The sequence below is a fragment of the Sulfuricystis thermophila genome (assembly GCF_004323595.1).
Lineage (GTDB): Bacteria > Pseudomonadota > Gammaproteobacteria > Burkholderiales > Rhodocyclaceae > Sulfuricystis > Sulfuricystis thermophila.
Window position 1 is genome coordinate 21,624 of sequence record NZ_AP019373.1, and the last position, 20,026, is coordinate 41,649.

Genomic DNA, 20,026 nt, shown 5'->3' on the forward strand with positions numbered 1-20,026 from the left:
ATCACTTCTTGACCTCGCCATACCACGGCGTCGCCGATCCATTGATTTGGTGGCAGCCGATGCAGTCGGCACGGGGCACCGCACCCGGGTGGCCGCGCTGCGGGAATTCGGCGGCGCGCAGGAACAAGTGGTCGGGTGGGTAGGCCTGCGTGGCATGGCAGCCGACGCAGCCGATACCCAGTACTTTGGAGTGGATGGTGTGGAAGCGGCCGGAGAAATCCATGGTGTATTTCTTGCCGACATCGATTTCGCCGCTGCGGATCTTCTCGGCGGTGCCGTCCAGCGCCTCGGCCCACGGGCCGGCCTGGATGTGGAACGACGTCGTGGCCAGGGCCATCGCAAGGGTCAGGGTTGAGATCAGGCGTTTCATCAGTTGTCCCCCCCTTCGAGCACGTAGTAGACCTGCGGCCGGGTGCCGAATTCCCGTTTCAACTGGGCCGCCTTCTTCCTGCCGATCACCTTCGAGACTTCGCTTTCGGGATCGTCCATGTCGCCGAAGATGCGCGCGCCTGTCGGGCAGACGAGGTCGCAGGTCGGCGTGTGACGCGGATCCTTGCCGATGGCCTTGAGGTTGCCGGCCTTGATCGCCGGCTCCAGCTTGTGCCAGCAGAAGGTGCATTTTTCGACGACGTTGGCGATCTTGCGGTGCGTCGGGTGGCGCTTGTCGGCCGCGATGCTCTCGTAGGGCGTGGTCGGCGCGCCGGCGCCATAGAGGCCGCGCATCTTCTCGTTGTACTGCGGCACGCCGTAGGGGCAGGTGGCGACGCAGTAGCGGCAGCCGGTGCACTTCTCATAGTCGATGAGCACCACGCCGAACTCGTTCTTGGTGATGGCCTTGAAGCCGGCGGCATCGCAGGCGGCCTTGCAGGGCGGTTTTTCGCAGTGCATGCAGTTCATGGTGGCGAAGACGCGGCCGACGTTGGGATAAACGCCGGTCTCGTACTCGATCATCACGTTCCACGGTGCGTCGGGCGTGAAGTTGTTTTCCACCGCGCAGGCCGCCACGCAGGAGCGGCAACCCATGCAGCGCTTGGTATCGATGACGCGAACAAACTTTGTCATGGTCGTCTCCGCCTCAGGCCTTGGTGAGCTTGCACTTGGTGTCGTTGAAGGAGTTCATGCCGGACAGCTTGTCCGGATGCAACTCCAGCGCCTGGTTGATCCAGGTGCCCTTCTTCGCGTAGGCGGGAAAGCCAGTGCTGAAGTGGCCGTAGCTGTAGGACACGGTGATCACGTCCGGCCGCACGCCCTGGGTCAGCTTCGCCTTGCCGCGCGCCTTGCCGACGCGGGTCTCGATCATCACCATGTCGCCGTCCTTGATGCCCATCTGCTTCGCCGTGGCGGTGTTGATGGCGACGCGGTTCTCGTCGGTGCCGCCCAGCGAGTTGAGGATGGGATTCTGGCCCGTGTTGCCGCACTGGTTGCGGTACATGATCTTGTGCGTTACCAGGTAGAGCGGGTAGTCCTTGGCCTCGCGGTGCGGCGTCGGCTGGGCATGCTCGGCCAGCGGAAGCGGCGACATCGCGATGCGGTACAGGTCGAGGTCGATGTTCTTGATGCCGTTCTTGGCGACCGTCTCCTTGACTTTCTCGTAGCCGCCCACAAGCTGCTCGGCGTAGAGGTTCATCTTCGGCTTGCCGGCGCCCTTGAACTTCTCCTCGACGCCCATGGCATAGCGCTCCTTGGCGTCGACCTTCTTGCCGTAGAAGCCATGTTCGAGCGCATATTCGAAAGGTTTCTTCGTCTTTTCCTCCCATAGCAGGGCGACGGCTTCCCTGGGGGTGTAATCGCGACCTGCCTCGAATTTCTTCTCCTTCATGCCCCAGACTTTGTTCAACTGCTCGATGTACTGGTCGCGAAGATTCAATCGCTTCGCCAGTTCCCAGAGGATGGTGAAGCCATCGTGTGGAATGTTGTAGACGTTGGCGACCTGTTGGCGGATCGCCTCGTGCTTGCGGTCCGGGGTCCAGCGGCCGGGGAAGTAGTGCCACGACTCGAGGTAGGTCAAATCCGGCAGCACGATGTCGGCCATCTGCGCCAGTTCGGTCTCGACGATGTCGATCACCACGTTGAAGGTCTTCTTATAGCCCTCGAACTGCTTCTTGGCATCCGACGTCGACATCGGCCGGTTGGTGGCGTAGAAGATCTGCATCTCAGGCTCGTAGGGCAGGCCGTAGGCCTTGGGATCGAGCAGGGTCAGTGCCACCTGCTGGCAGACGTCGTGGTGGCCGTGCGGGAAATAGACGCTCTTGGCAAGGTCAACCCGCTTGGGCGGATACTCGCACTTCGACGGCTCGAAATACGTCGGGTTGCGATAGACGCCGTGCAGGTGCAGGCCGCCGACCGCGTCGAGGCTGCCGACCAGCATCTGCACGATCAGTGCGGCGCGCCAGTTCTGCACGCCGAACTCCTTGGCGGCCAGGCCGCGGAAGGAGTAGATCGCCACCGGCCGGTAGCGCAGCTTCTGGCCCTCGATCTCGATGGTGGCGCCGATCTTCGCCTCGCGCGCGAACTCGCGCGCCAGCGAGACGACGCGTGCCGCCGGCACGCCGGCGACTTCCTCGACGAGCTCAGGCGTCACCTTGGCGACTTGGTCGGCGAGCAGCTGCAGGCTGGTCGCGCAGGGTTTGCCGTCAACGTCATAGCGGCCGAGCAGGGCCGGCTTGACGCCGTCGACGAAGGGTTTGGCCGCGTTCGAGACGCTGTCCCAGACCAGCACCTTGCCGTCCTTGTCGCGTAGGAACTTGCCGTCGGCGCCGACGAGCTGCGGGGCGTTGGTGTAATTGACCAGAAAGTCCTTGTCGATGGTGCCGTCGTCGAGCAGCACCTTGGCCATGCCGAGCAGCAGCATCATGTCCTTGGCCGGACGGATCGGGATCCATTCGTCGGCCTTGGCGCCAGTGTGCGATAAGCGCGGTTCGATCGCCACCAGCTTCATGCCGCGCTCCTTGGCGTCCATGGTGGCGTGGTCCAGCCAGCGCGCCCACTGCTCGCTCTCGAAGGCGTTGGCGCCGAAGTTGAGGTAGAGGTTGGTGTATTCGAGGTCGGGCAGGATGCCGTGGTAGCCCCAGGTCAGTTCGTCGGCGACGTGACGGGCCGCCTCGCAGGTGGTGGTGCGGTGGATGACGTTGGGAGTGCCGAAAGCGGCGGCGAAGGCTTTCGGGAACTGGTCGCCGATCAGGTACTTGCCGTGGCCGTGGTGCCAGACCAGCTTGGACGGATTCTCTGCCTTGATCTTGGCGAGCTTCTCGGCGATGGTGGTGAAAGCCTCGTCCCAGCTGATCTCGACCCACTTGGGATCAACGCCCATGCCCTTCTCGGGATTCGTACGCTTCATCGGCTTCTTCAGCCGATAAGGGTTGTAGGTGTTGAACACCCCCGAGGCGCCCTTCGGGCAGATGCCCCAGTTGTAGTAGTCGGCGCGGGCCTTGTCGGGATAGATCGCGCGGATTACGCCATCCTGTATCTTGATCTCGATGCCGCAGAAATTGACGCAATGCACGCACTGGCTCTTGACGTATTTTTCCACGCCGGGCGAATAAGGAGGTGCGGCCGCCTGTTTCGCCGCTTGGGCGATCGCCGGCATCGGCATGCCGGCGCTGGCAAGCGCACTCAATGCGCCGCTGCTTTTGAGAAACTGTCTACGGTTGATCGACATGCGCACTACCTCCTCGAAAGTATGCAAGCCATGCCGGAGCCGAACTGTTGCCCCTCCTCCGGTGGCACGAACGACAACTTCTGAATTCTTAGAGCGATACCCATGCACTTGTTGTGCCATGAATCCCGCTATGCAAGATCTTCGAGTGCGTCCGAGGCAATTGCGCGATAACTGACTTATTTATAAAAGAATATAAGCTATCCTCATGTAATAACAGTATTTTTTCATATAGTTATATGCTAAAGTCATGCGTCGCATAACGGTAACGTTTCCATTTATCTGCCAAAGGGAAAGTTACCGAACGGTGACTGGCCATTGCGGCGAGAAAGGTGCCGTCTCGCCAGCGCCGACTTTCAAAGACCCTTGAAGAGTACCGCGCCCATGGCGCGATTGCGTCGGCAACTCGGGCAGTATTCGCTGTCCGTCGAATCGAAATAGGGCTGGAGACATTCCGCGCAGGCACGTTTGGCATGAGCTGTCAGGCGCACAGATGAATCCATTGCCGGGGAAACCGTGGCCCATCGCAGCGTCAAGGCCTGTTCAGGACAGGCCGCGCCGCATTTGCCGCAGCCGATGCAACGCACGGCATCGAATTCAATCCCGGCACGTTCCGTGTCCGCGTAGCGTGTGAGCGCCTGGGTCGGACAGATCCCGGTGCATACCGCATGATTAGCGCATGCATCGGTGACATCCAGTGCGTGGAAAGGCTCACCTGGGACGGGCTGTCCCAGGTTGTTGGCGAGCCGTAGCAACAATGCGTGGAGACGCTCTCTCGCCGGGAGGGGCATCAGATCCATGCTGCGCAAGGTGCGCGGCGCAGGAATGGCTGGGCTAGCCTCAATGCCAACCGCGCGTCGGGCTTCGCCACCAAGTCGCAGGAAAAACCCGCGCCGCGACGGAGCCGCAGGCGCGTCGCTCGGAATGCGCCGTGGCATCAGTGTGGGTGGCAGAGGCTCGGCAACGATCAAGGGCAGACGTGCTGGGGGAACGCCCATCGCCACCAGCCATTGCGTCACCTGTTCAAGCGCAACGCTGGCGGGATGCTTTCCCGTGGTCTTTGCGGCCACCTCGCACTGGCCGCACCAGCCGCGATCGATCGCATTTACGGCGCGAACTCCGGTGTTCTCGATCATCTCTAGCCAGTCCGTAGCCGCCAGTCCGCCAAGACAAGGCACGCGGAGCGCGTCTCCGGCAATTCGGCGATCGACCTTGAGGCACTCGACACGCAGCGGTTGATTACCCGGCGCAGGATCGAGCGCATCGAAGCCCTTGACGCTCAGTGCTCCTGTCGGGCAGGTGGCAGCACAGTGGCCGCAGCCGATGCAATGTTCGCTGACATGGAATCTGCCCGCGCCGATCTCGATACAATCAACCGGGCAGGCGTCGCGGCAACGCGGGCAGCTCGATGCGTCGAGACGCAGCGCGATGCAGGCAGCCGGCAGCAGGCGCACACGACCATCCGGCTCGACTGCCTGCCACCCGCTGTCAGGTTGCTTGGTCCGGGGAATGCTCATCGCGTTTCATACATATGGATCGGCGGTTCTTCAGCATGAAGCCAAAGGGTATTCCGACCAGCGCGATCAGAATGACGCGCGCGAGAGGCCATTCGTCGCGCGCATCGGCACCTTTGGCCGGATAGTGTAAGGCGGGTCGGTCGACAACTTCCAGATGTTTGTGCGTATCCAGGGCGGCACCATTGATCCAGCGCATGCGCGCGGTGACGCCCACCAGCCGATGCGGGTATGGCGACTCGCCTCCCAGCGCGTCGAGGAATGGCAAGTCGTGCATTTGCGCAGCAGCAATTCGTCGAGGGGTTGCGCCCTCGCATCCATGCAGCACAGGACGGAACCGATGGTCAGCATGCGCAATATCTTGCGCATGATAGATACCTTATTTGATGTCGCGCTTAAAATAACCTTGCATGACATCGCGACAGTCGGGGCAGTGATCGAGATGATCGATCGGAAGACCCGCCCCGGTCAGTGCCTTGGCCATGATGCCGATCTCCTTTTCTCGGGCGAAGGGCTTGCCGCAGGTCTTGCAATGACGCCATACGCCCAGGCGAGTATCGGCACGACGTTCGGCGTGACGGCGCCGATGGAGGGCCCACTTGTCGGGCTCTGCAGCGAGCTCGGCGATCGCTTTCGATGCGATGCGTGCAAGCGGGGCATAAGGGGAGTCAGGGGACTCGGCCTCGATGGCCGCAGTCAGGCGCGGCAAGGCCCCGACCAAGCAGACATTGGCGAACTGCTCAGGGGTAAGCGCCGGTTCTGTTTCGCCATAGAGGACGGCGAGAGTTTCCAGTTGCATGGACAGATGGTCGGACAAGTCCTTGAGCGAGTCGCGCTTGACGATGCCGACCAGCCGGTAGGCATTTTCGATTGCGTCGAGACATGGGCCATTCAGTGCGCCGTCGATGTAGACACCCAAGTTGAGCTTGGCAGGAATCGGTGGCTGCAGGAACAGATGGCTGTAATCCACCAACAGCTCGAGATTGCCTGGAATGCGGCTGACACTGTGCCTGAATGCTTCGAGCTCGGGCTGCGCTTCGATGCCGAGCGAGGTGCAGAGCTCTTCGAGATCGTCCACTAGCACCGTGCGAAAAGCCTCCGCGACTTCGGGACGCTGCGGCGGCAAGAAAGCATTGGCAAGGGTGAGCCAGAAGGTTTGCTGAATTTCTTTGTCTGTCATGGAAAAAAAAGACCGATGCGCCAGAGGTGAGGACGCATCGGCCAAGGATTGTAGTGTAATCAGGCAGCGGAAGTCGCCAGCTTGCCAGCCGTTCCGTTATTGGGCGTGGCCGACAGGTGGAACAACTTCTCACCGATCGCATAGCCGCCAAGCGCCACCGCCAGACCGAAGACGGCCATTGCCCATTCTGTCGTCGATGGGAAGTAGGGCTCGAGGCTGTTGACCCAAGTCCCCTTGAACATCGGCACGATCTGACCGCTGACAATGAATTCGTAGCGGTTGATGAACATGCCACCGAGGACGAGGAAGGCGGCGATCATCTGGGGCCGCATGCGAACCTGCATGCTGGGCTGTAGCAGCATCCAGAAGGGGATGACGAGACCGAGGAGGAACTCAATCCAGAACAGGGGAGACTTGATGAGGATATGGAACCCTTCCAAACCGTCTAGATTGCTCCACAAACCGGTCCACATGCGTGTGACGATCATTACCAGGGTGATGCCGATCAGCGTGGCGAAAACCTTCGGCAACTGATCGCTTTCGGCCAATGTGCGCAGCTCGTCCGGCATGTTGCGGCTGTCGAAATCGAAGGCCATGTAGGTCGTTACCACGATCGCCGCGGCGCCGCAGAGTGCTGCCGTCAGCATGTAATAGATCGAGGTGAAGGAGCCGAACCACATTGGCCGCATCGCAACGGAACCGAACAGCAGACCCAGCATACCGGAAGCGAGGATGACGGCGACGAAGCTGGCTGCACCGATGAATTTCGAGAGGTTGCTATGCCAGTCGTCCTGCATGATCAGGTAAAACTTGATGATCAGCAGCACGAGATCGATCGTGTAGAAAACACCCATCCAGAACATCGGGCTGACCACCTGCATGCCCGTTGGCATCGCCCAGAGCATGCGGAAAGGATGACCAAGCTCGAAGGCCAGCACGGCAAAGCCGGAAGCCAGCGTGATGATGGCTAGCCAGATGCAGCGCTTGACGATCGGATAGAACTGCTTGAAGCCGAAGACCATCGCCAACGATGCAATCATCGACAGACCAGAAGAGGTCAGTGCGAAGAACACATAGGTGGCAATCGGCAAACCCCAGTTGACGCCGTCGCTCGACGTATTGAATGCGGCGTGACCGACGGTCATCAATTGGTAAAGCATATAGGCGCCGGAAATACCGCCGACGATGATGCATGACACGAGCCAGGCATTCGCCGCCGAACGCACATGGCTGCTGATCTCAGTGGATTTTGTTGCCATGGAAATTCTCCTTAAATCTTCTTGAGCGAACGCGTGGCGGGCACCGAGCCGCCCTCGCCGGTGAGGTAATAGACCTGCGGCTTGTTGCCGAGATGGTCCAAGAGGCGTACGCCGTTCTTGTAGGCGATCTGCTTGTTGACCTCGGAATCCGGGTTCGAAAGATCACCGAAGAAACGCGCGCCGGTTGGGCAGGTGACGACGCAGGCCGGCGTGTATTCGCGCGTGGCCGGATTCTGTGGATCGAGGTCGGCCGTGCCTTTGGGCGCCTTACTCACGCGGTGGTAGCAGAACGTGCATTTCGATACCACATCATGCGGCTGCACCCCGACGCCATGCTTCCAGTCCTCCTGCGGCATCTTCCACGGCGGGTTCCATGAATGCGCGTCTTCACTCTTGAAGACCTGCTTCATGTTCGGGCCGCCGTAGGTCGCTTTTTCCTCGGTGTAGAAGCGCACGCCGTAGGGGCAGGCGATCATGCAGTACTTGCAGCCAATGCAGCGGTTCCAGTCAACCAGCACCTGGCCGTCTTCCGCCTTGTAGGTCGCACGCACCGGACAGACCGCGACGCAGGACGGATTCTCGCAGTGCATGCACGGGCGCGGGAACCACTTGATCTCGGTGTTCGGATACTCGCCTTCCTGGAAGAAGATGACGTCCTGCCAATGTTCGCCGGGCAGGCGGCTGTTTTCCATGCCGCAGGCGATGGTGCAGGCCTGGCAGCCCACGCATTTTTCGAGGTCGATGACCATTCCCCACTTTGCCATGATGTACTCCTTAAGCTTTCTGCACGCTGACTAGGCCGCTGTGGTAGCAGGCAAGTCCCGACAGCGGTTCGGACAGGTTTTCGGTGACTTCGTTGGTGCTGCCGGAGGGCAGACGATCCTTGGCTTCGGCCCAGCGGCCCTGTGCCCAGTGACCGTGGATCATCGGCAGCACGACGGTATCGGGGCGCGTGGTGTGGGTGACGCGCGCACGCACGCGGATTTCGCCGATCTTGTTCTTGATGCGCACAATGTCACCATCCTGGATGCCGCGCTTGGCTGCGGCCTCGGGGTGGATTTCGAGGAACACTTCGCGTTTGCCGCCTTGCACCGGCTGGATCATTGCCGAAACATGCGGCAGATTCGAGCTGCGGCCCTCGGCCTGGCCAGCGAGCTTCGGCGAAACGAAGTGCAGATCGCCATCGCCGCCGTGCTTCGGTTCGATCCATTGCGGGAAGGGGGCGCGCTCGTGGGAAAGGCCAAATTTCTCCTGCACATAGTCGGCATGATGCTCGAGCTCGGTCACCTTGAACTCGAACTTGCCCGTGGGCGTCGGCATTACTTTTTCCTTGACCTCGGCTTCCGTGAGCACCTTGTTGTAACCCTTGCCATCCCACTCGTAGAACACGCCATCCTTCTGCAGATAGGCATAGGGCTTGCGGTACCAGACACCTTTTGCCTTGAAGGTCTCGAAGTCGACCACGCCGTTGTCGCCGGGCTTCTCTTTGAATCCTTCGCACATCCACTTGATGATGTTCTCGGTGTTGTCGACCTTCTTGTAGTAGTCGGCCGTCGGGCCCTTGATGCGCTTGCCCAGCTCGATGATCATGTCGCCGAATACCTTGGTGTCGTAGAGCGGCTTGATCGCCGGCGTGCGGATCATCGAGATCGGATAGCCTTCATACGGATAGGTATCGGCGATCTGCAGGCGTTCGAGATAGGTATGGTCGGGCAGGATCAGGTCGGCGAACTTGTTGGTCTCGCCGGGATAGGGAGAGGTGTCGATGACGAACACTTCACGCCAGGCGTCTTCCCACTTGGTGCAATCGGGACCCGAGAACACCGCGCCGGTCATGTAGATGATCGCCGTGTCGAGCTTGTAGGGTTCGCCCTTCAAGTGGTTGATGGCGATTTCCTGCATCATGTTTTTCGCCAGCGGCCACTTCTTGGTCTTGACCATGTCGATGCGCGGGAATTTCTTCCACGGTCCGTTCTTCGCATAGTCGTCTTGATAATCTTCGACCTTGATCGGCAGCTTGGCCCAGGCGGTTTTCATCTGGTAACCGCGCAAGCCGCCCTTGGCGAACATGTTGCCGGTCAGCGCATTGAGTGCATGGATCGCCATGCCGTTATAAACGCCGTTGGTGTGCGCCGAGGCGCCGCGCTCGAAGAGGGCCACGGCCGGTTTGGTGGTCGCGAACTCGCGCGCCACCGTGATGATGTCCTTGGCGGGGATGCCCGACACTTCGGCGGCCCATTCGGGGGTGCGGTCTTTGAGCTCGACGTTCCACCATTCGATCAGGCCGACCGTCCATTTTTCATTGAAGAGGGGGGAGCCGACGACGGGCGCTGCCTCGGGCTTCTTGTCCTTTTCCAGTGCCGCGCGTTGTTCGGCGATGAGCTTGGCTTTCGCGTCCGCTTCATTCTGCTTTTTCTGCGCCTCGGCGAGTTTTTTCTCCAGTGCCGCCTTCTCGTCGCCCTTGGCTTCTTTCACCGCCTTCTTGAGTTTTTCGATCTCGGCGAGCGCCTTTTCGCGCGCCTCGGCGGCCTTCTTCGCTGCGGCCTCCTTCTTCGCCGCCGCTTCGGCCCTCGTCTGCTTCCAGGCCTCGACGTCTTCCTGGCTGACCGTCAGCGGGATCGTCGCCCCGGTCTTGAAGCGGTTGATGCCGTCGGTGAAGTCACCCACGAAGTTCTTGTCCCACAGGCCTTCGGTGAGGATCACATGGGCCATGGCCAGCGCCAGCGCGCCATCGCGGCCGGGCTTGATGAGCAGCAGGCGGTCGGCCGCCGAGCCGGTGGTGTTCAGATGCACATCGACCACCGTGACCTTGGTCTTCGGCGACTTGGTGCGCATCTTGCCCCAGTTCTGCATGTTGCCGTTGTAGGGGCGGAAGGCCTCGAGGAAGCCGGCGCCGAAGACCAGCAGATAGTTGCAGTTCGAGTAGTCGTAGGCGCTGTAGGCGTGATGCCCGTCCATTATGTGCTTGACGGTTTCCGAGGCATCGGAGCACATCGATGAGTGGCCGAGGTTGTAGTTCGGCGTGCCATAGAGCTTGCCGAACTCGGCGAGCAGGCCGACGTCCGTGTAGCCCCAGCCGCGGCCGGTCAGCACGGCAAAGCGGTGGGACTCGCCCTTCTCGCGCAAGGCATTCAAGCGACCGGCGACGATGTCGAGCGCCTCGTCCCAAGAGATCGGCACGAATTTCGGATCCTCGTTCCTGCCTTTCTTCGGATTGGTGCGCTTCATCGGCCCCTTGATGCGGTCGGCGTCGTAGGTCAGATAGACGCCGTAATGGCCCTTCGGGCAGAGCTTGCCGTTGGAGAGCGGATTGTCGAGCGTGCCGTAGATGGCATGGATGCGGCCGTTGGTGGTATAGACGTCGATGCCGCAGCGCGCCGGGCACTGGTGACAGAAGCTCTTGGTGATGACCGTCTGTCCCGTCGTTGCGGGTGTTTCGGCTTGGGCCTTTTCGACGCTGATCAATTGGCTACCGAGCCCGATGCTGCCGGCAGCCCCTGCGATGCCCGTCGCCTGAAGGAACCGGCGGCGTGTCAGTGTCGGATTGAATAGAGAATCGCTCATTGTGGTTTCTCCTGGTTGATACAAAGTCAATGCTGTTTGCCCGCACGTTTCTGCTCGCAAGGCAAGCAGGCCATATCACTTCCCCGCAAAATTTGTACCTGAGAAAAATGTTCGACATGGCGCAGCGCATGACCCATCTTTTTTCTTAACGGCGCCACAGGGTTATCTTGTGTGCCGCAAAAGTCGGGCGTATTTGGGCAAGGGTATCGCCGCTATGAGAGACGCCATAATCTAAAATCAGTGTTACCGTTTTTAGACAGGGGTCGGGGCATGACTTTGGGGCTGTTACCACTGGAGGGCAAAGCTCGCAGACGCTGGATGAAGCAATTTGCTCTCGGTGCGGTGATGGCTGGCATGGCCGGGTCTGTCAGGGCCATTTCTGCGAGCCCGATCAGGGTGGGGATGACGCCCGCTTTCCTCCATGATCAGCATTCGCTCTTGGCCGACTGGCGTGCGTATCTCCAAGCCAAGCTGGAAATGCCAGTCGAGTTCGTGCAGCGCGACCGTTACCGCGAGACCATGGATTTGTTGCACCTGGGCAAGCTCGACTTCGCCTGGCTATGCGATTATCCGTTCGTTTTTCTCAAGGATCTGGTTCGGCTCTTGGTGGTGCCGCTCAATCAGGGCAGGCCTTATTACCGTTCGCTGCTGCTGGTCGGCACCAATGACCAGAAACGCAACAGCATGGCCGACCTGGAAGGCGGGGTCTTCGCTTTCGCCGATCCCTATTCGAACACCGGTTATCTCGCCCCACGTTTCCGGATTCGCGAGATGGGACGCAACCCGCAGACTTTTTTTCGGCAGACCTTTTTCACCTGGTCGCACCGTAAGGTGATCGAGGCCGTGAGCAAAGGCTTCGCCGATGGCGGGGCGGTCGACAGTTTCGTGTGGGATACGCTGGAAAAAGTGCGCCCCGATGTCACCCAGGGGGCGCGCATCATCGAACGCTCGCCGGAATATGCCTTCCCACCGTTTGCCGCGCATCGTGCAGTTCCCGCCGAGATTTTCGAACGGATGCAAAAGGTGTTGATCGGCATGTCACAGGATGAGTCCGGCCGGCTGCTTTTGAAGCGGCTCAATCTGGACGGCTTCATCGTCGGCCAGCGTAAGATGTACGATAGCGTAGCGAAGATGATGGCAGCATTCGGCGAGATTTGATGCGACGGTTTTTCGATCTCAGCTTGCGCCATAAGCTGCCTCTGTGGGGCAGTGCGCTCATCATCGCCGCCACACTGCTGGTTTCCTCTGGCCTGATGTACCGCGCCTACGCCGATTTGAAACACGATGTCATCGTCAGTGCCACCGGTCTTGGCCAGACGCTGGCGAAGCCTTTGTTCCAGGCATTGCTCCATGACGACCTGTGGCGCGCCATCGAAACCATCAATGCGCCATTGCAGGAGAAAAGCCGCGATGCACCGATGCAGGCGAGCGTGATTTTCATCCTTGATCCAGCGCTCAAAATCAAGGCATCGACATCGCCACGCAGCATGCCGTTGGATGCCGGGCTGAGTGACTTGGGAGATGACTATCGCCTCCTGGCAGACGCCCTGACAACCACCGATCCGCAACGAAATCACATCTTTGAATTTCCCGCATCGGATTATCTGCATATCACTACACCGCTGGCGGAGGAGGGGGGCTATCTCGGCACCCTGGTCATTACGCATTCCAAGAGTGATTTCCTGCCGCGATTTTCCAGCATCGCATTCGAAGGTGCAGGCATGGGCCTGTTGGCTCTCGCGATTCTGCTGCCTATCAACTGGTATTGGGGACGGCGCATGGCCGAACCGCTCGTGCAATTGGCCAGCAATATGGCCCAGATGGTCAGGGGCGCGCCGGCCAACCTGAATCCCGAGCTGTATGCCTACCATGACGAACTCGGTCAGCTGTTCAACGCCTATCGCCAGGCAGCGGTCGAAATCAGCGCCAAAGCGGCTCTTGAGCATGAAATGCTGCGTAGCGAACGCCTCGCGGCGGTCGGTAGGCTGGCGGCCGGTATCGCCCATGAGGTCAATAATCCGTTGACCGGCATGCTCATCGCCTTGGACAATCTCAAGCATCACGATGTGGCAGATTGCAACGATGCCAAGCTTCTGCGCGCCCTTGAGTTTCTCGAGCGTGGCCTGCTCCACGTGTCTGAAACCGTCGGGGCTTTGCTCGTCGAAACGCGCGTCCAACTGCGTCCGCTCGAACAGCATGATTTCGAGGATGTCCGCACCTTGATCGAGCCTCAGGCCATAAGCAAGTCGTTGCGGCTCGACTGGCAGGTTACCGTCACGGAAGCGATTCCCGTCGCGGCTGGACAGGTGCGCCAGATCCTGATTAACCTGCTGCTAAATGCCGTCCAGGCTACGGCCAACGGGGGTGAAATCCGCTTATCCGCAGAAAGACGCAATGATGAATTGTGGTTGGAAGTGGCCAATGATGGTGCACCGCCTTCCCCCGAGGTGCTTGCCCACATCTTTGAGCCCTTCGTTTCCGGGCGCGAGGGAGGACATGGTCTCGGGCTGTGGGTGACCTATCAGACCGTTCAGCAGTTGGGCGGGAACATTGTGATCGATACACCCGACGGCAAGGTGATCTTCCGCGTCCGCCTGCCCATCAAGGAAGTCAAATGAGTGCTGGAGTTTGTCTGATCGAAGACGATCCTTTCGTCGGTAATCCGCTGTCGGAGCGCCTGGAAATGGATGGTTATGCCTGCGACTGGTTCCAGACGGGAGCCGAGGCGCTGGCGGCCCTGCGCAAAGACCGCTATCAGCTAGCCATCAGTGACATCCGCTTGCCCGACATCAGTGGCGAAGAGCTGTTCGTAACCTTGCGTCAAGAAGACATCCATCTGCCGCCATTCCTTTTTATCACCGGCCATGGCACCATCGATCAGGCCGTCCGGCTGCTAAAGCTCGGCGCCCAGGATTACATCACCAAGCCCTTCGACATCAGTGCGCTGATGGCGAAGGTGCGCAGCCTGTGCGATAGCCGTCTGACCATCGCCGACACACAGAGTCTGGGCGTCTCGTCGGCCATGCGCACGATCGAGGCCTTGCTGCCGCGGCTTGCCACTAGCCGCAGCCCGGTGCTGATCACCGGCGAGTCCGGCGTCGGCAAGGAAGAGGTGGCGCGTCACTTACATCGCTTGAGCGATCCCGCGGGCAACAAACCCTTCGTCGCCGTCAACTGCGGTGCGATTCCAGAGAATCTGATCGAGTCGGAACTTTTTGGCCATGAGAAAGGCAGTTTCACTGGAGCGGTGAAGTCACGCAGCGGTGTGTTCGAACAGGCCGACGGCGGAACGCTGTTCCTAGACGAGATTGGTGAAATGCCGCTGCCGATGCAGGTCAAATTGCTACGGGCGATCCAGGACAACGCGGTCGTGCCGGTTGGCGGAGAAGCGCCCCGTCCGGTGGATATCCGTCTGGTCTGCGCGACACATCGCGACCTGAAGGCGATGGTGGAAAGTGGCGAGTTTCGCGAAGACCTGTTTTATCGCATCCACGTCATTCACCTGCCGATTCCGCCACTCCGAGAACGGCGCGACGACATCCTCTGGTTGGCCGAACGTTTCCTCGCAGAGATCGGTCGTCGGGAGCGCAGGGTGCTTTCGATCTCGGCGCGTGCCGCGGACGCGATGATGAACTATCCCTGGCCGGGCAATATTCGCGAACTGCGCCACTGTCTCGAACGTGCCGCGGTTCTGTCCACCAGTGACTGTTTCGAGCCACCGGCGATTTTCGGCGGGGCGATGGCCTTGGCGGAGGCGGCGAACAATCCGGCAAATCGCCAGCCACTCGGCGATTATCTCGAAGCCTGTGAGCGTGACTACATCGGTCGGGCGTTGAACGAGGCTGGCGGGAAAATCACCCGGGCAGCGGTGTTGTTGGGGATCAGTCGCAAGAATTTGTGGCAGAAAATGCGCCGACTCGGCATCAGCTCAACCAGTGGCGATGATGCCTGAAAAGCGGGATATCGCCGTTTGCCGCATCGCAACCATCCGGTGCGTGCCGTCCTGCCAGCGCCGACTATCAACATTCACGGGGAATCGAATGGACGCCTCCCGCCCCGCGAGCGCTGAACACGAGTTATCCACGGCGCCGGTTGCCTTCGGTAGAGAGGGACCAGCGGTGCCCGGCGCCGTGGATAACTCTGCGGCCCATCTCCTTCAAATCCCGTTTGTATCGCTTGGTCGTCATAGCCACTCCCCGAATCATGCCTGATTCGAGTAACGCACGACCACCTCAAACGGTTGTCACCCATTAATGGTAATTCTCAATAAGAGAAAGGTCGGGCGCCTGTTTTGGCTTGCCGTGCTGACGCTAATGGTGGCGTCTCCGGCGCAAGCCATTGAGACGACCGACGATCTGCTCGTGCGCAAATGCACGACCTGCCACACCGCCGTGCGCTGGCAGACTGCGCGCCATACCCGCATCGGCTGGTGGGCCATCACCGCTCGCATGCGCTGGATCAATGGCGCCTCATTGACCTGGAGCGATCAGGCTAAAGCAGTCGACCTGCTGGTCGAACGGTTTCCTGCCACGGGCGATGAGGCGCGCAACGAATGGCTGCTTGCCATGCTATTTGTCATGGCGATCCTGCTGCCAGTCGGCTGGCGGGTGTGGCGGCGCAAACGTGCCGGCTGAGTAACCGTGTTCAAAGTCAAGTAGTCAGAGGTTGATGTTGAGCGTTGAGGTAGTTTCGGGCGATGGCATTGAGGTGGGTGATCAGCTTGCGCATGCAGGCGATCAAGGCCACCTTTTTGAGTTTGCCCGCAGCCACCAAGCGCTCGTAGAAGGCGCGGATAGCGGGGTTGACTCGTGTTGCGGTGAGCGTGGCCATGTACAGGGCGCGCCGCACCTCGAAGCGTCCGCCGACGATGCGCCTTCGGCCTCGACTGGAGCCCGAATCGTTGGCGTATGGTGCCACACCCACCAGCGCGCTGATCTGGCGGCGGTTGAGCCGTCCCAGCTCGGGCAGCTCGGCGATCAGTGTGGCAGCGGCGATGCGACCGATGCCGGCCACGCCTTGCAACAGCTTGGCCATTGCGGCATGGTGCTGCTCGACATGGCTGAGCATCTGGGCATCGACGTCGTCGAGCTGGCGGGCAATGGCCTGCAGCAAGGCCTCGATGCTCGGGCGTGCGACCGGGCGCGCCAGGCGCAGGCGCTGACGCTCGGACAACTGCATCGCCACGAGCTGGCGCCTGCGGGTGACCAAAGCGGCCAGATCCTGCTGCTCGGGCTCGCTCAAGGGGCGCACGAAGCGCTCGCAGTCGGGGCGCTGAGCCAGCACGGCGGCGAACTCGGCCAGGGTGGCCGCATCGATGCGGTCGGTCTTGGCCAGGCGCTGCATCGCACGGGCGAAGTCCCGTGCCATGCGCGGGTTGATGATTGCCACCCGCAGACCCGCCGCCTGCAACGCGCACGCCAGCGCCGCCTCGTAGCCGCCAGTGGCTTCCATGAGCACCAGCGCGGGTTGCAGCTTGACCAAGGCTTCGGCCAAGGCCGAATGCCCCTCGGCATCGTTGCTGACACGGGCCAACTCGGCCGGCAAGGCCGCCCCCAGACAAGCCACATCGACGTGCGTGCAGGCAACGTCGATCCCCACCATCACGGATGATCCAGACATGGTCTTCATCTCCCCTTCTTGTACATGCGAGCAGGCCAAACGCCGCTCGGCTAACCGTTCGGGCACCCAAAAGACCAGCACGGGGTCCGTGCGCAATCGACTCAGTCACGAGCTGGCAAGCATGCTTGCCGTCTCCAGAGCTTTCCAGGCTGCACGTCCCTGTCTGGTCACCTCAGCAGTGACCCAACTGTACCGCGCTGGTCTGGTTTGAACATACAAGAGCTTGTGAAAAAATTCGTCGCGAGCGGGCTGATGGCAAGGCGCCCGGAGCGCAGCGACCGAGACATATCAAAGTAGATAGGCGAGGGAGCAAGCACCGCGCAACGCAGCCAGCAGATAGCGCAAGAATTTTTCACAAGCTCTGAGTCCTGTCGCCTGCGCGCGCCGTCGGTCAGGCGCCGACTTTTCCGGGTACAATGGTTCGACTTTATTGGAAACGACGAAATGAATACATCGGACGCCGTCCAGGCCCTCGCCGCGCTTGCCCAGGAAACCCGCCTGTCGATCTTCCGCCTACTCGTCGAGGCGGGCGAGGCCGGTATGAATGCCGGCGCCATCGCCGAAGCGCTTGACTTGGCGCCAGCCACACTGTCCTTCCATATCGCCCATCTTGCCCGCTCGGGCCTCGTGGCGTCGCGGCAGGAGGGGCGCTTCATCTATTACTCGGCCAACTTCGCGGCCATGGACGAGCTGATCGCCTATCTCACCGACAACTGCTGCCAGGGGGGCGGGCAATGTCTGCCCAAAACCACCGCAGCCACCACTTCAACCCGATCCCGCCGCAAGGCGGCCTGAGGAGTATCCATGTCTTTCAATGTACTTGTTCTTTGTACCGGCAACTCGGCGCGTTCGATTCTCGGCGAGATGCTGTTCAATCACCTCGGCCAGGGCCGCATCAAGGCGTATTCTGCGGGCAGCAAGCCTGCCGGGCAGGTCAATCCCGTCGCGCTGGAGACCTTGCAAAAGCATGGTGTGCCCTGCGAGGGCGCGCGCAGCAAGTCCTGGGACGAATTCGCCGCACCCGACGCACCGCAGATCGATTTCATCTTCACCGTCTGCGACAACGCCGCCAATGAGCCCTGTCCCGTCTGGCCGGGCCATCCGACCACCGCGCACTGGGGCATTCCCGATCCGGCGCACGTCGAGCCCATGGAGGCGCGCCGCGCGGCTTTCGAAGAGGCCTACCAATCCTTGCACAAGCGCATCGCGGCTTTTCTCGCCTTGCCGCTGGAGACAATGACGCGCGAAGAGATCGTCGCCGCCGCGCGTCGCATTCACGAGGAAGCCTGACATGTCCGCCCAATGTGAAGTCACCGCCAAGGTCGCCGCCGGTGTGCCCTTGTCGACCTTCGAGCGCTACCTGACGGTCTGGGTCTTTCTCTGCATCGTGGCCGGCATCACGCTCGGCCAACTCATCCCGGGGCCCTTCCAGGCGCTCGGACGCATGGAGGTCGCGCAGGTCAATATCCCGGTGGGGCTCCTGATCTGGGTGATGATCATCCCGATGCTGGTCAAGGTCGATTTCGGCGCGCTGCACGAAGTGAAGGAGCATGTCAAGGGCATCGGCGTGTCGCTGTTCGTGAACTGGCTGGTGAAGCCCTTCTCGATGGCCTTTCTCGGCTGGCTGTTCGTGCGCCAGCTGTTCGCGCCGTATCTGCCGGCCGACCAGATCGACAGCTACGTCGCCGGCCTGATCCTGCTCGCCTCCGCCCCCTGCACAGCGATGGTGTTCGTCTGGAGCCGGCTCTCCAACGGCGATCCGCTGTTCACGCTCTCACAGGTGGCCTTGAACGACACCATCATGGTGTTCGCCTTCGCGCCGATCGTCGGCCTGCTGCTCGGCATATCTGCGATCACCGTGCCGTGGGATACGCTGCTCACCTCGGTCGTGCTCTACATCGTCATCCCGCTGGCGCTGGCGCAATTGTGGCGCAAGTCGCTGCTGAAAAAGGGCCAGGCCCATTTCGATGCCACGATGCAGAAAATCGGTCCCTGGTCGATCACCGCCTTGCTCGCCACGCTGGTGCTGCTGTTTGCCTTCCAGGGCAAGGCCATCGTCGAGAAGCCCTTGATCATCGCGCTCTTGGCCGTGCCGATCCTGATCCAGGTGTTCTTCAATTCGGCGCTTGCCTACTGGCTCAACCGTCTGGTAGGCGAAAAGCACAACGTCGCCTGCCCCTCTGCCTTGATCGGCGCGTCCAACTTCTTCGAATTGGCAGTGGCCGCGGCGATCTCGCTGTTTGGCTTCGAATCCGGTGCGGCGCTTGCCACCGTGGTCGGGGTGCTGATCGAGGTGCCGGTGATGTTGCTGGTCGTCAAGGTCGTCAATGCCTCGAAAAACTGGTACGAACGAAAGGAAACCGCATGAGTACTGCCACCCCCCTGCATCCGTCCATCATTGCGATGGTCTCGCTGGCGGCCAACATCGCCGCCAATCATCCGAAGAAAGGCCTATGCCAGATCGAGCGCCTGCGCGGCTACGGCGTTACGGAGGAACAGATCGACATGGTGGTGGACATCGCCCGCCACCTGCGCGACGAAGCGGGCCAGATGCTCGACGCCGAGTTTGATGTCGAGGCCAGACTGGCCGTCTCTCCGGCGCCGGCTTCTGACGCTTGCTGTGCGCCTGCCCCCAGCGAATCGTCCTGCGGCTGCACGCCGACCGCCAAGGGCAACGCCTGCTGCTGACGACATGAACTGCATCACCAAGGCCTGGAGCCAGCACGAAGCGGAACTGCGCCGCTTCCTGCGCCATCGCGCCAATGATGACGCGATCGCCGAAGATCTGCTGCAAGATGTCTTTTTGCGTGCGCTGCGGCAAAAGAATGGCCTGTGCGGCATCGACAACCCGCGCGCCTGGCTGTTCAAGACCGCGCGCAACCTGCTGATCGACAGGCTGCGATTGGCGAAAGCGCTGGTGGAGCTGCCTGACGATCTGGCCAACGAAGAGGATGATCCGGCACCGCCGGTCGACGATCTCGTGCAATGCTTGCCGCGCGTGCTCGCCGAACTCTCGCCGCAAGACCGCGAGGCGATCACCCTGTGTGACATCGAGGGCATGACCCAGCAGGAATACGCCAGACGCATTGGTCTTTCGCTGCCGGCTGCCAAGTCGCGCGTGCAGCGCGCCCGCGCCCGGCTCAAGGCGCGCATGAGTGAAGCCTGTCAGGTGAGCTTCGATGCAGATGGCAAAGTGGAGGGGTTCATCCCCCGTTTCCCAGAAGTTTTTTGAGGG

General features: G+C 60.9%; 19 protein-coding genes. 9 read left to right on the plus strand and 10 right to left on the minus strand.

The annotated features are described in order from the left end of the window. Position 1: 1 nt before the first annotated feature. The 9 genes from M52SOB_RS00100 to M52SOB_RS00140 form a co-directional block, all read right to left on the minus strand. Positions 2-370 carry a hypothetical protein gene (locus M52SOB_RS00100; RefSeq protein ID WP_131109711.1) on the minus strand — a complete coding sequence of 123 codons (369 nt, stop codon included), beginning with the start codon at positions 368-370 and terminating at the stop codon, positions 2-4. Further along, on the minus strand, positions 370-1,062 hold the full coding sequence (locus M52SOB_RS00105) for a 4Fe-4S dicluster domain-containing protein (RefSeq protein WP_131109713.1): 693 nt from the start codon (positions 1,060-1,062) through the stop codon (positions 370-372). The genes M52SOB_RS00100 and M52SOB_RS00105 overlap by 1 nt, the downstream gene beginning before the upstream one ends. 13 nt (positions 1,063-1,075) lie before the next feature. Further along, the gene (locus tag M52SOB_RS00110; RefSeq protein ID WP_131109715.1) at positions 1,076-3,658 is read right to left on the minus strand and encodes a molybdopterin-containing oxidoreductase family protein; all 2,583 of its coding nucleotides are present in this window, start codon (positions 3,656-3,658) and stop codon (positions 1,076-1,078) included. 353 nt (positions 3,659-4,011) lie between these two features. Beyond that, positions 4,012-5,172, minus strand: coding sequence for a 4Fe-4S binding protein (locus tag M52SOB_RS00115; protein ID WP_131109717.1), 1,161 nt, complete (start codon positions 5,170-5,172; stop codon positions 4,012-4,014). Continuing rightward, positions 5,144-5,446, minus strand: a complete 303-nt coding sequence (locus M52SOB_RS00120) for a hypothetical protein (RefSeq protein ID WP_131109719.1) — start codon at positions 5,444-5,446, stop codon at positions 5,144-5,146. The genes M52SOB_RS00115 and M52SOB_RS00120 overlap by 29 nt, the downstream gene beginning before the upstream one ends. Before the next feature lie 102 nt (positions 5,447-5,548). Further along, positions 5,549-6,394: a molecular chaperone TorD family protein gene (locus M52SOB_RS00125; RefSeq protein WP_131109721.1), complete on the minus strand. Its 846-nt coding sequence runs from the start codon at positions 6,392-6,394 to the stop codon at positions 5,549-5,551. A gap of 14 nt (positions 6,395-6,408) precedes the next feature. Continuing rightward, positions 6,409-7,608, minus strand: a complete 1,200-nt coding sequence (gene nrfD / locus M52SOB_RS00130) for an NrfD/PsrC family molybdoenzyme membrane anchor subunit (protein WP_131109723.1) — start codon at positions 7,606-7,608, stop codon at positions 6,409-6,411. Between the two features lie 11 nt (positions 7,609-7,619). Further along, entirely contained in the window at positions 7,620-8,372 is a 753-nt protein-coding gene (locus M52SOB_RS00135; RefSeq protein ID WP_284155121.1) for a 4Fe-4S dicluster domain-containing protein, read from the minus strand. A 10-nt stretch (positions 8,373-8,382) separates the two neighbouring features. Then, positions 8,383-11,172, minus strand: coding sequence for a molybdopterin-dependent oxidoreductase (locus M52SOB_RS00140; protein WP_131109725.1), 2,790 nt, complete (start codon positions 11,170-11,172; stop codon positions 8,383-8,385). 171 nt (positions 11,173-11,343) lie between these two features. Here M52SOB_RS00140 and M52SOB_RS00145 point away from each other — a divergent pair, with 171 nt between their 5' ends. The 4 genes from M52SOB_RS00145 (at position 11,344) to M52SOB_RS00160 (ending at position 15,806) form a co-directional block, all read left to right on the plus strand. Then, entirely contained in the window at positions 11,344-12,330 is a 987-nt protein-coding gene (locus tag M52SOB_RS00145) for a substrate-binding domain-containing protein (RefSeq protein ID WP_284155122.1), read from the plus strand. After that, on the plus strand, positions 12,330-13,790 hold the full coding sequence (locus tag M52SOB_RS00150; protein ID WP_131109727.1) for a sensor histidine kinase: 1,461 nt from the start codon (positions 12,330-12,332) through the stop codon (positions 13,788-13,790). The genes M52SOB_RS00145 and M52SOB_RS00150 overlap by 1 nt, the downstream gene beginning before the upstream one ends. After that, on the plus strand, positions 13,787-15,124 hold the full coding sequence (locus M52SOB_RS00155) for a sigma-54-dependent transcriptional regulator (RefSeq protein WP_131109729.1): 1,338 nt from the start codon (positions 13,787-13,789) through the stop codon (positions 15,122-15,124). The genes M52SOB_RS00150 and M52SOB_RS00155 overlap by 4 nt, the downstream gene beginning before the upstream one ends. A gap of 301 nt (positions 15,125-15,425) precedes the next feature. After that, a complete protein-coding gene (locus tag M52SOB_RS00160) occupies positions 15,426-15,806 on the plus strand; it encodes a hypothetical protein (RefSeq protein ID WP_131109732.1) in 381 nt (126 codons plus the stop codon). A 16-nt stretch (positions 15,807-15,822) separates the two neighbouring features. On the opposite strand, the gene M52SOB_RS00165 is transcribed toward M52SOB_RS00160, so the two are convergent. Further along, positions 15,823-16,773 carry an IS110 family RNA-guided transposase gene (locus tag M52SOB_RS00165; protein WP_431306342.1) on the minus strand — a complete coding sequence of 317 codons (951 nt, stop codon included), beginning with the start codon at positions 16,771-16,773 and terminating at the stop codon, positions 15,823-15,825. 462 nt (positions 16,774-17,235) lie between these two features. Between M52SOB_RS00165 and M52SOB_RS00170 the strand changes: the two genes are divergently transcribed. From M52SOB_RS00170 to sigZ, 5 genes are read left to right on the plus strand one after another with little or no spacing between them, the layout of a single operon-like run. Further along, a complete protein-coding gene (locus M52SOB_RS00170; RefSeq protein ID WP_131109736.1) occupies positions 17,236-17,586 on the plus strand; it encodes an ArsR/SmtB family transcription factor in 351 nt (116 codons plus the stop codon). Between the two features lie 9 nt (positions 17,587-17,595). Next, complete coding sequence (locus M52SOB_RS00175; protein ID WP_131109738.1) at positions 17,596-18,081, plus strand: arsenate reductase ArsC; 486 nt, start codon at positions 17,596-17,598, stop codon at positions 18,079-18,081. 1 nt (position 18,082) lies between these two features. Next, on the plus strand, positions 18,083-19,159 hold the full coding sequence (gene arsB, locus M52SOB_RS00180; RefSeq protein ID WP_172601699.1) for an ACR3 family arsenite efflux transporter: 1,077 nt from the start codon (positions 18,083-18,085) through the stop codon (positions 19,157-19,159). After that, complete coding sequence (locus M52SOB_RS00185) at positions 19,156-19,479, plus strand: hypothetical protein (protein ID WP_131109740.1); 324 nt, start codon at positions 19,156-19,158, stop codon at positions 19,477-19,479. The genes arsB and M52SOB_RS00185 overlap by 4 nt, the downstream gene beginning before the upstream one ends. Positions 19,480-19,483: 4 nt before the next feature. Further along, complete coding sequence (gene sigZ / locus M52SOB_RS00190) at positions 19,484-20,023, plus strand: RNA polymerase sigma factor SigZ (RefSeq protein WP_131109742.1); 540 nt, start codon at positions 19,484-19,486, stop codon at positions 20,021-20,023. The last annotated feature ends 3 nt before the right edge of the window (positions 20,024-20,026 follow it).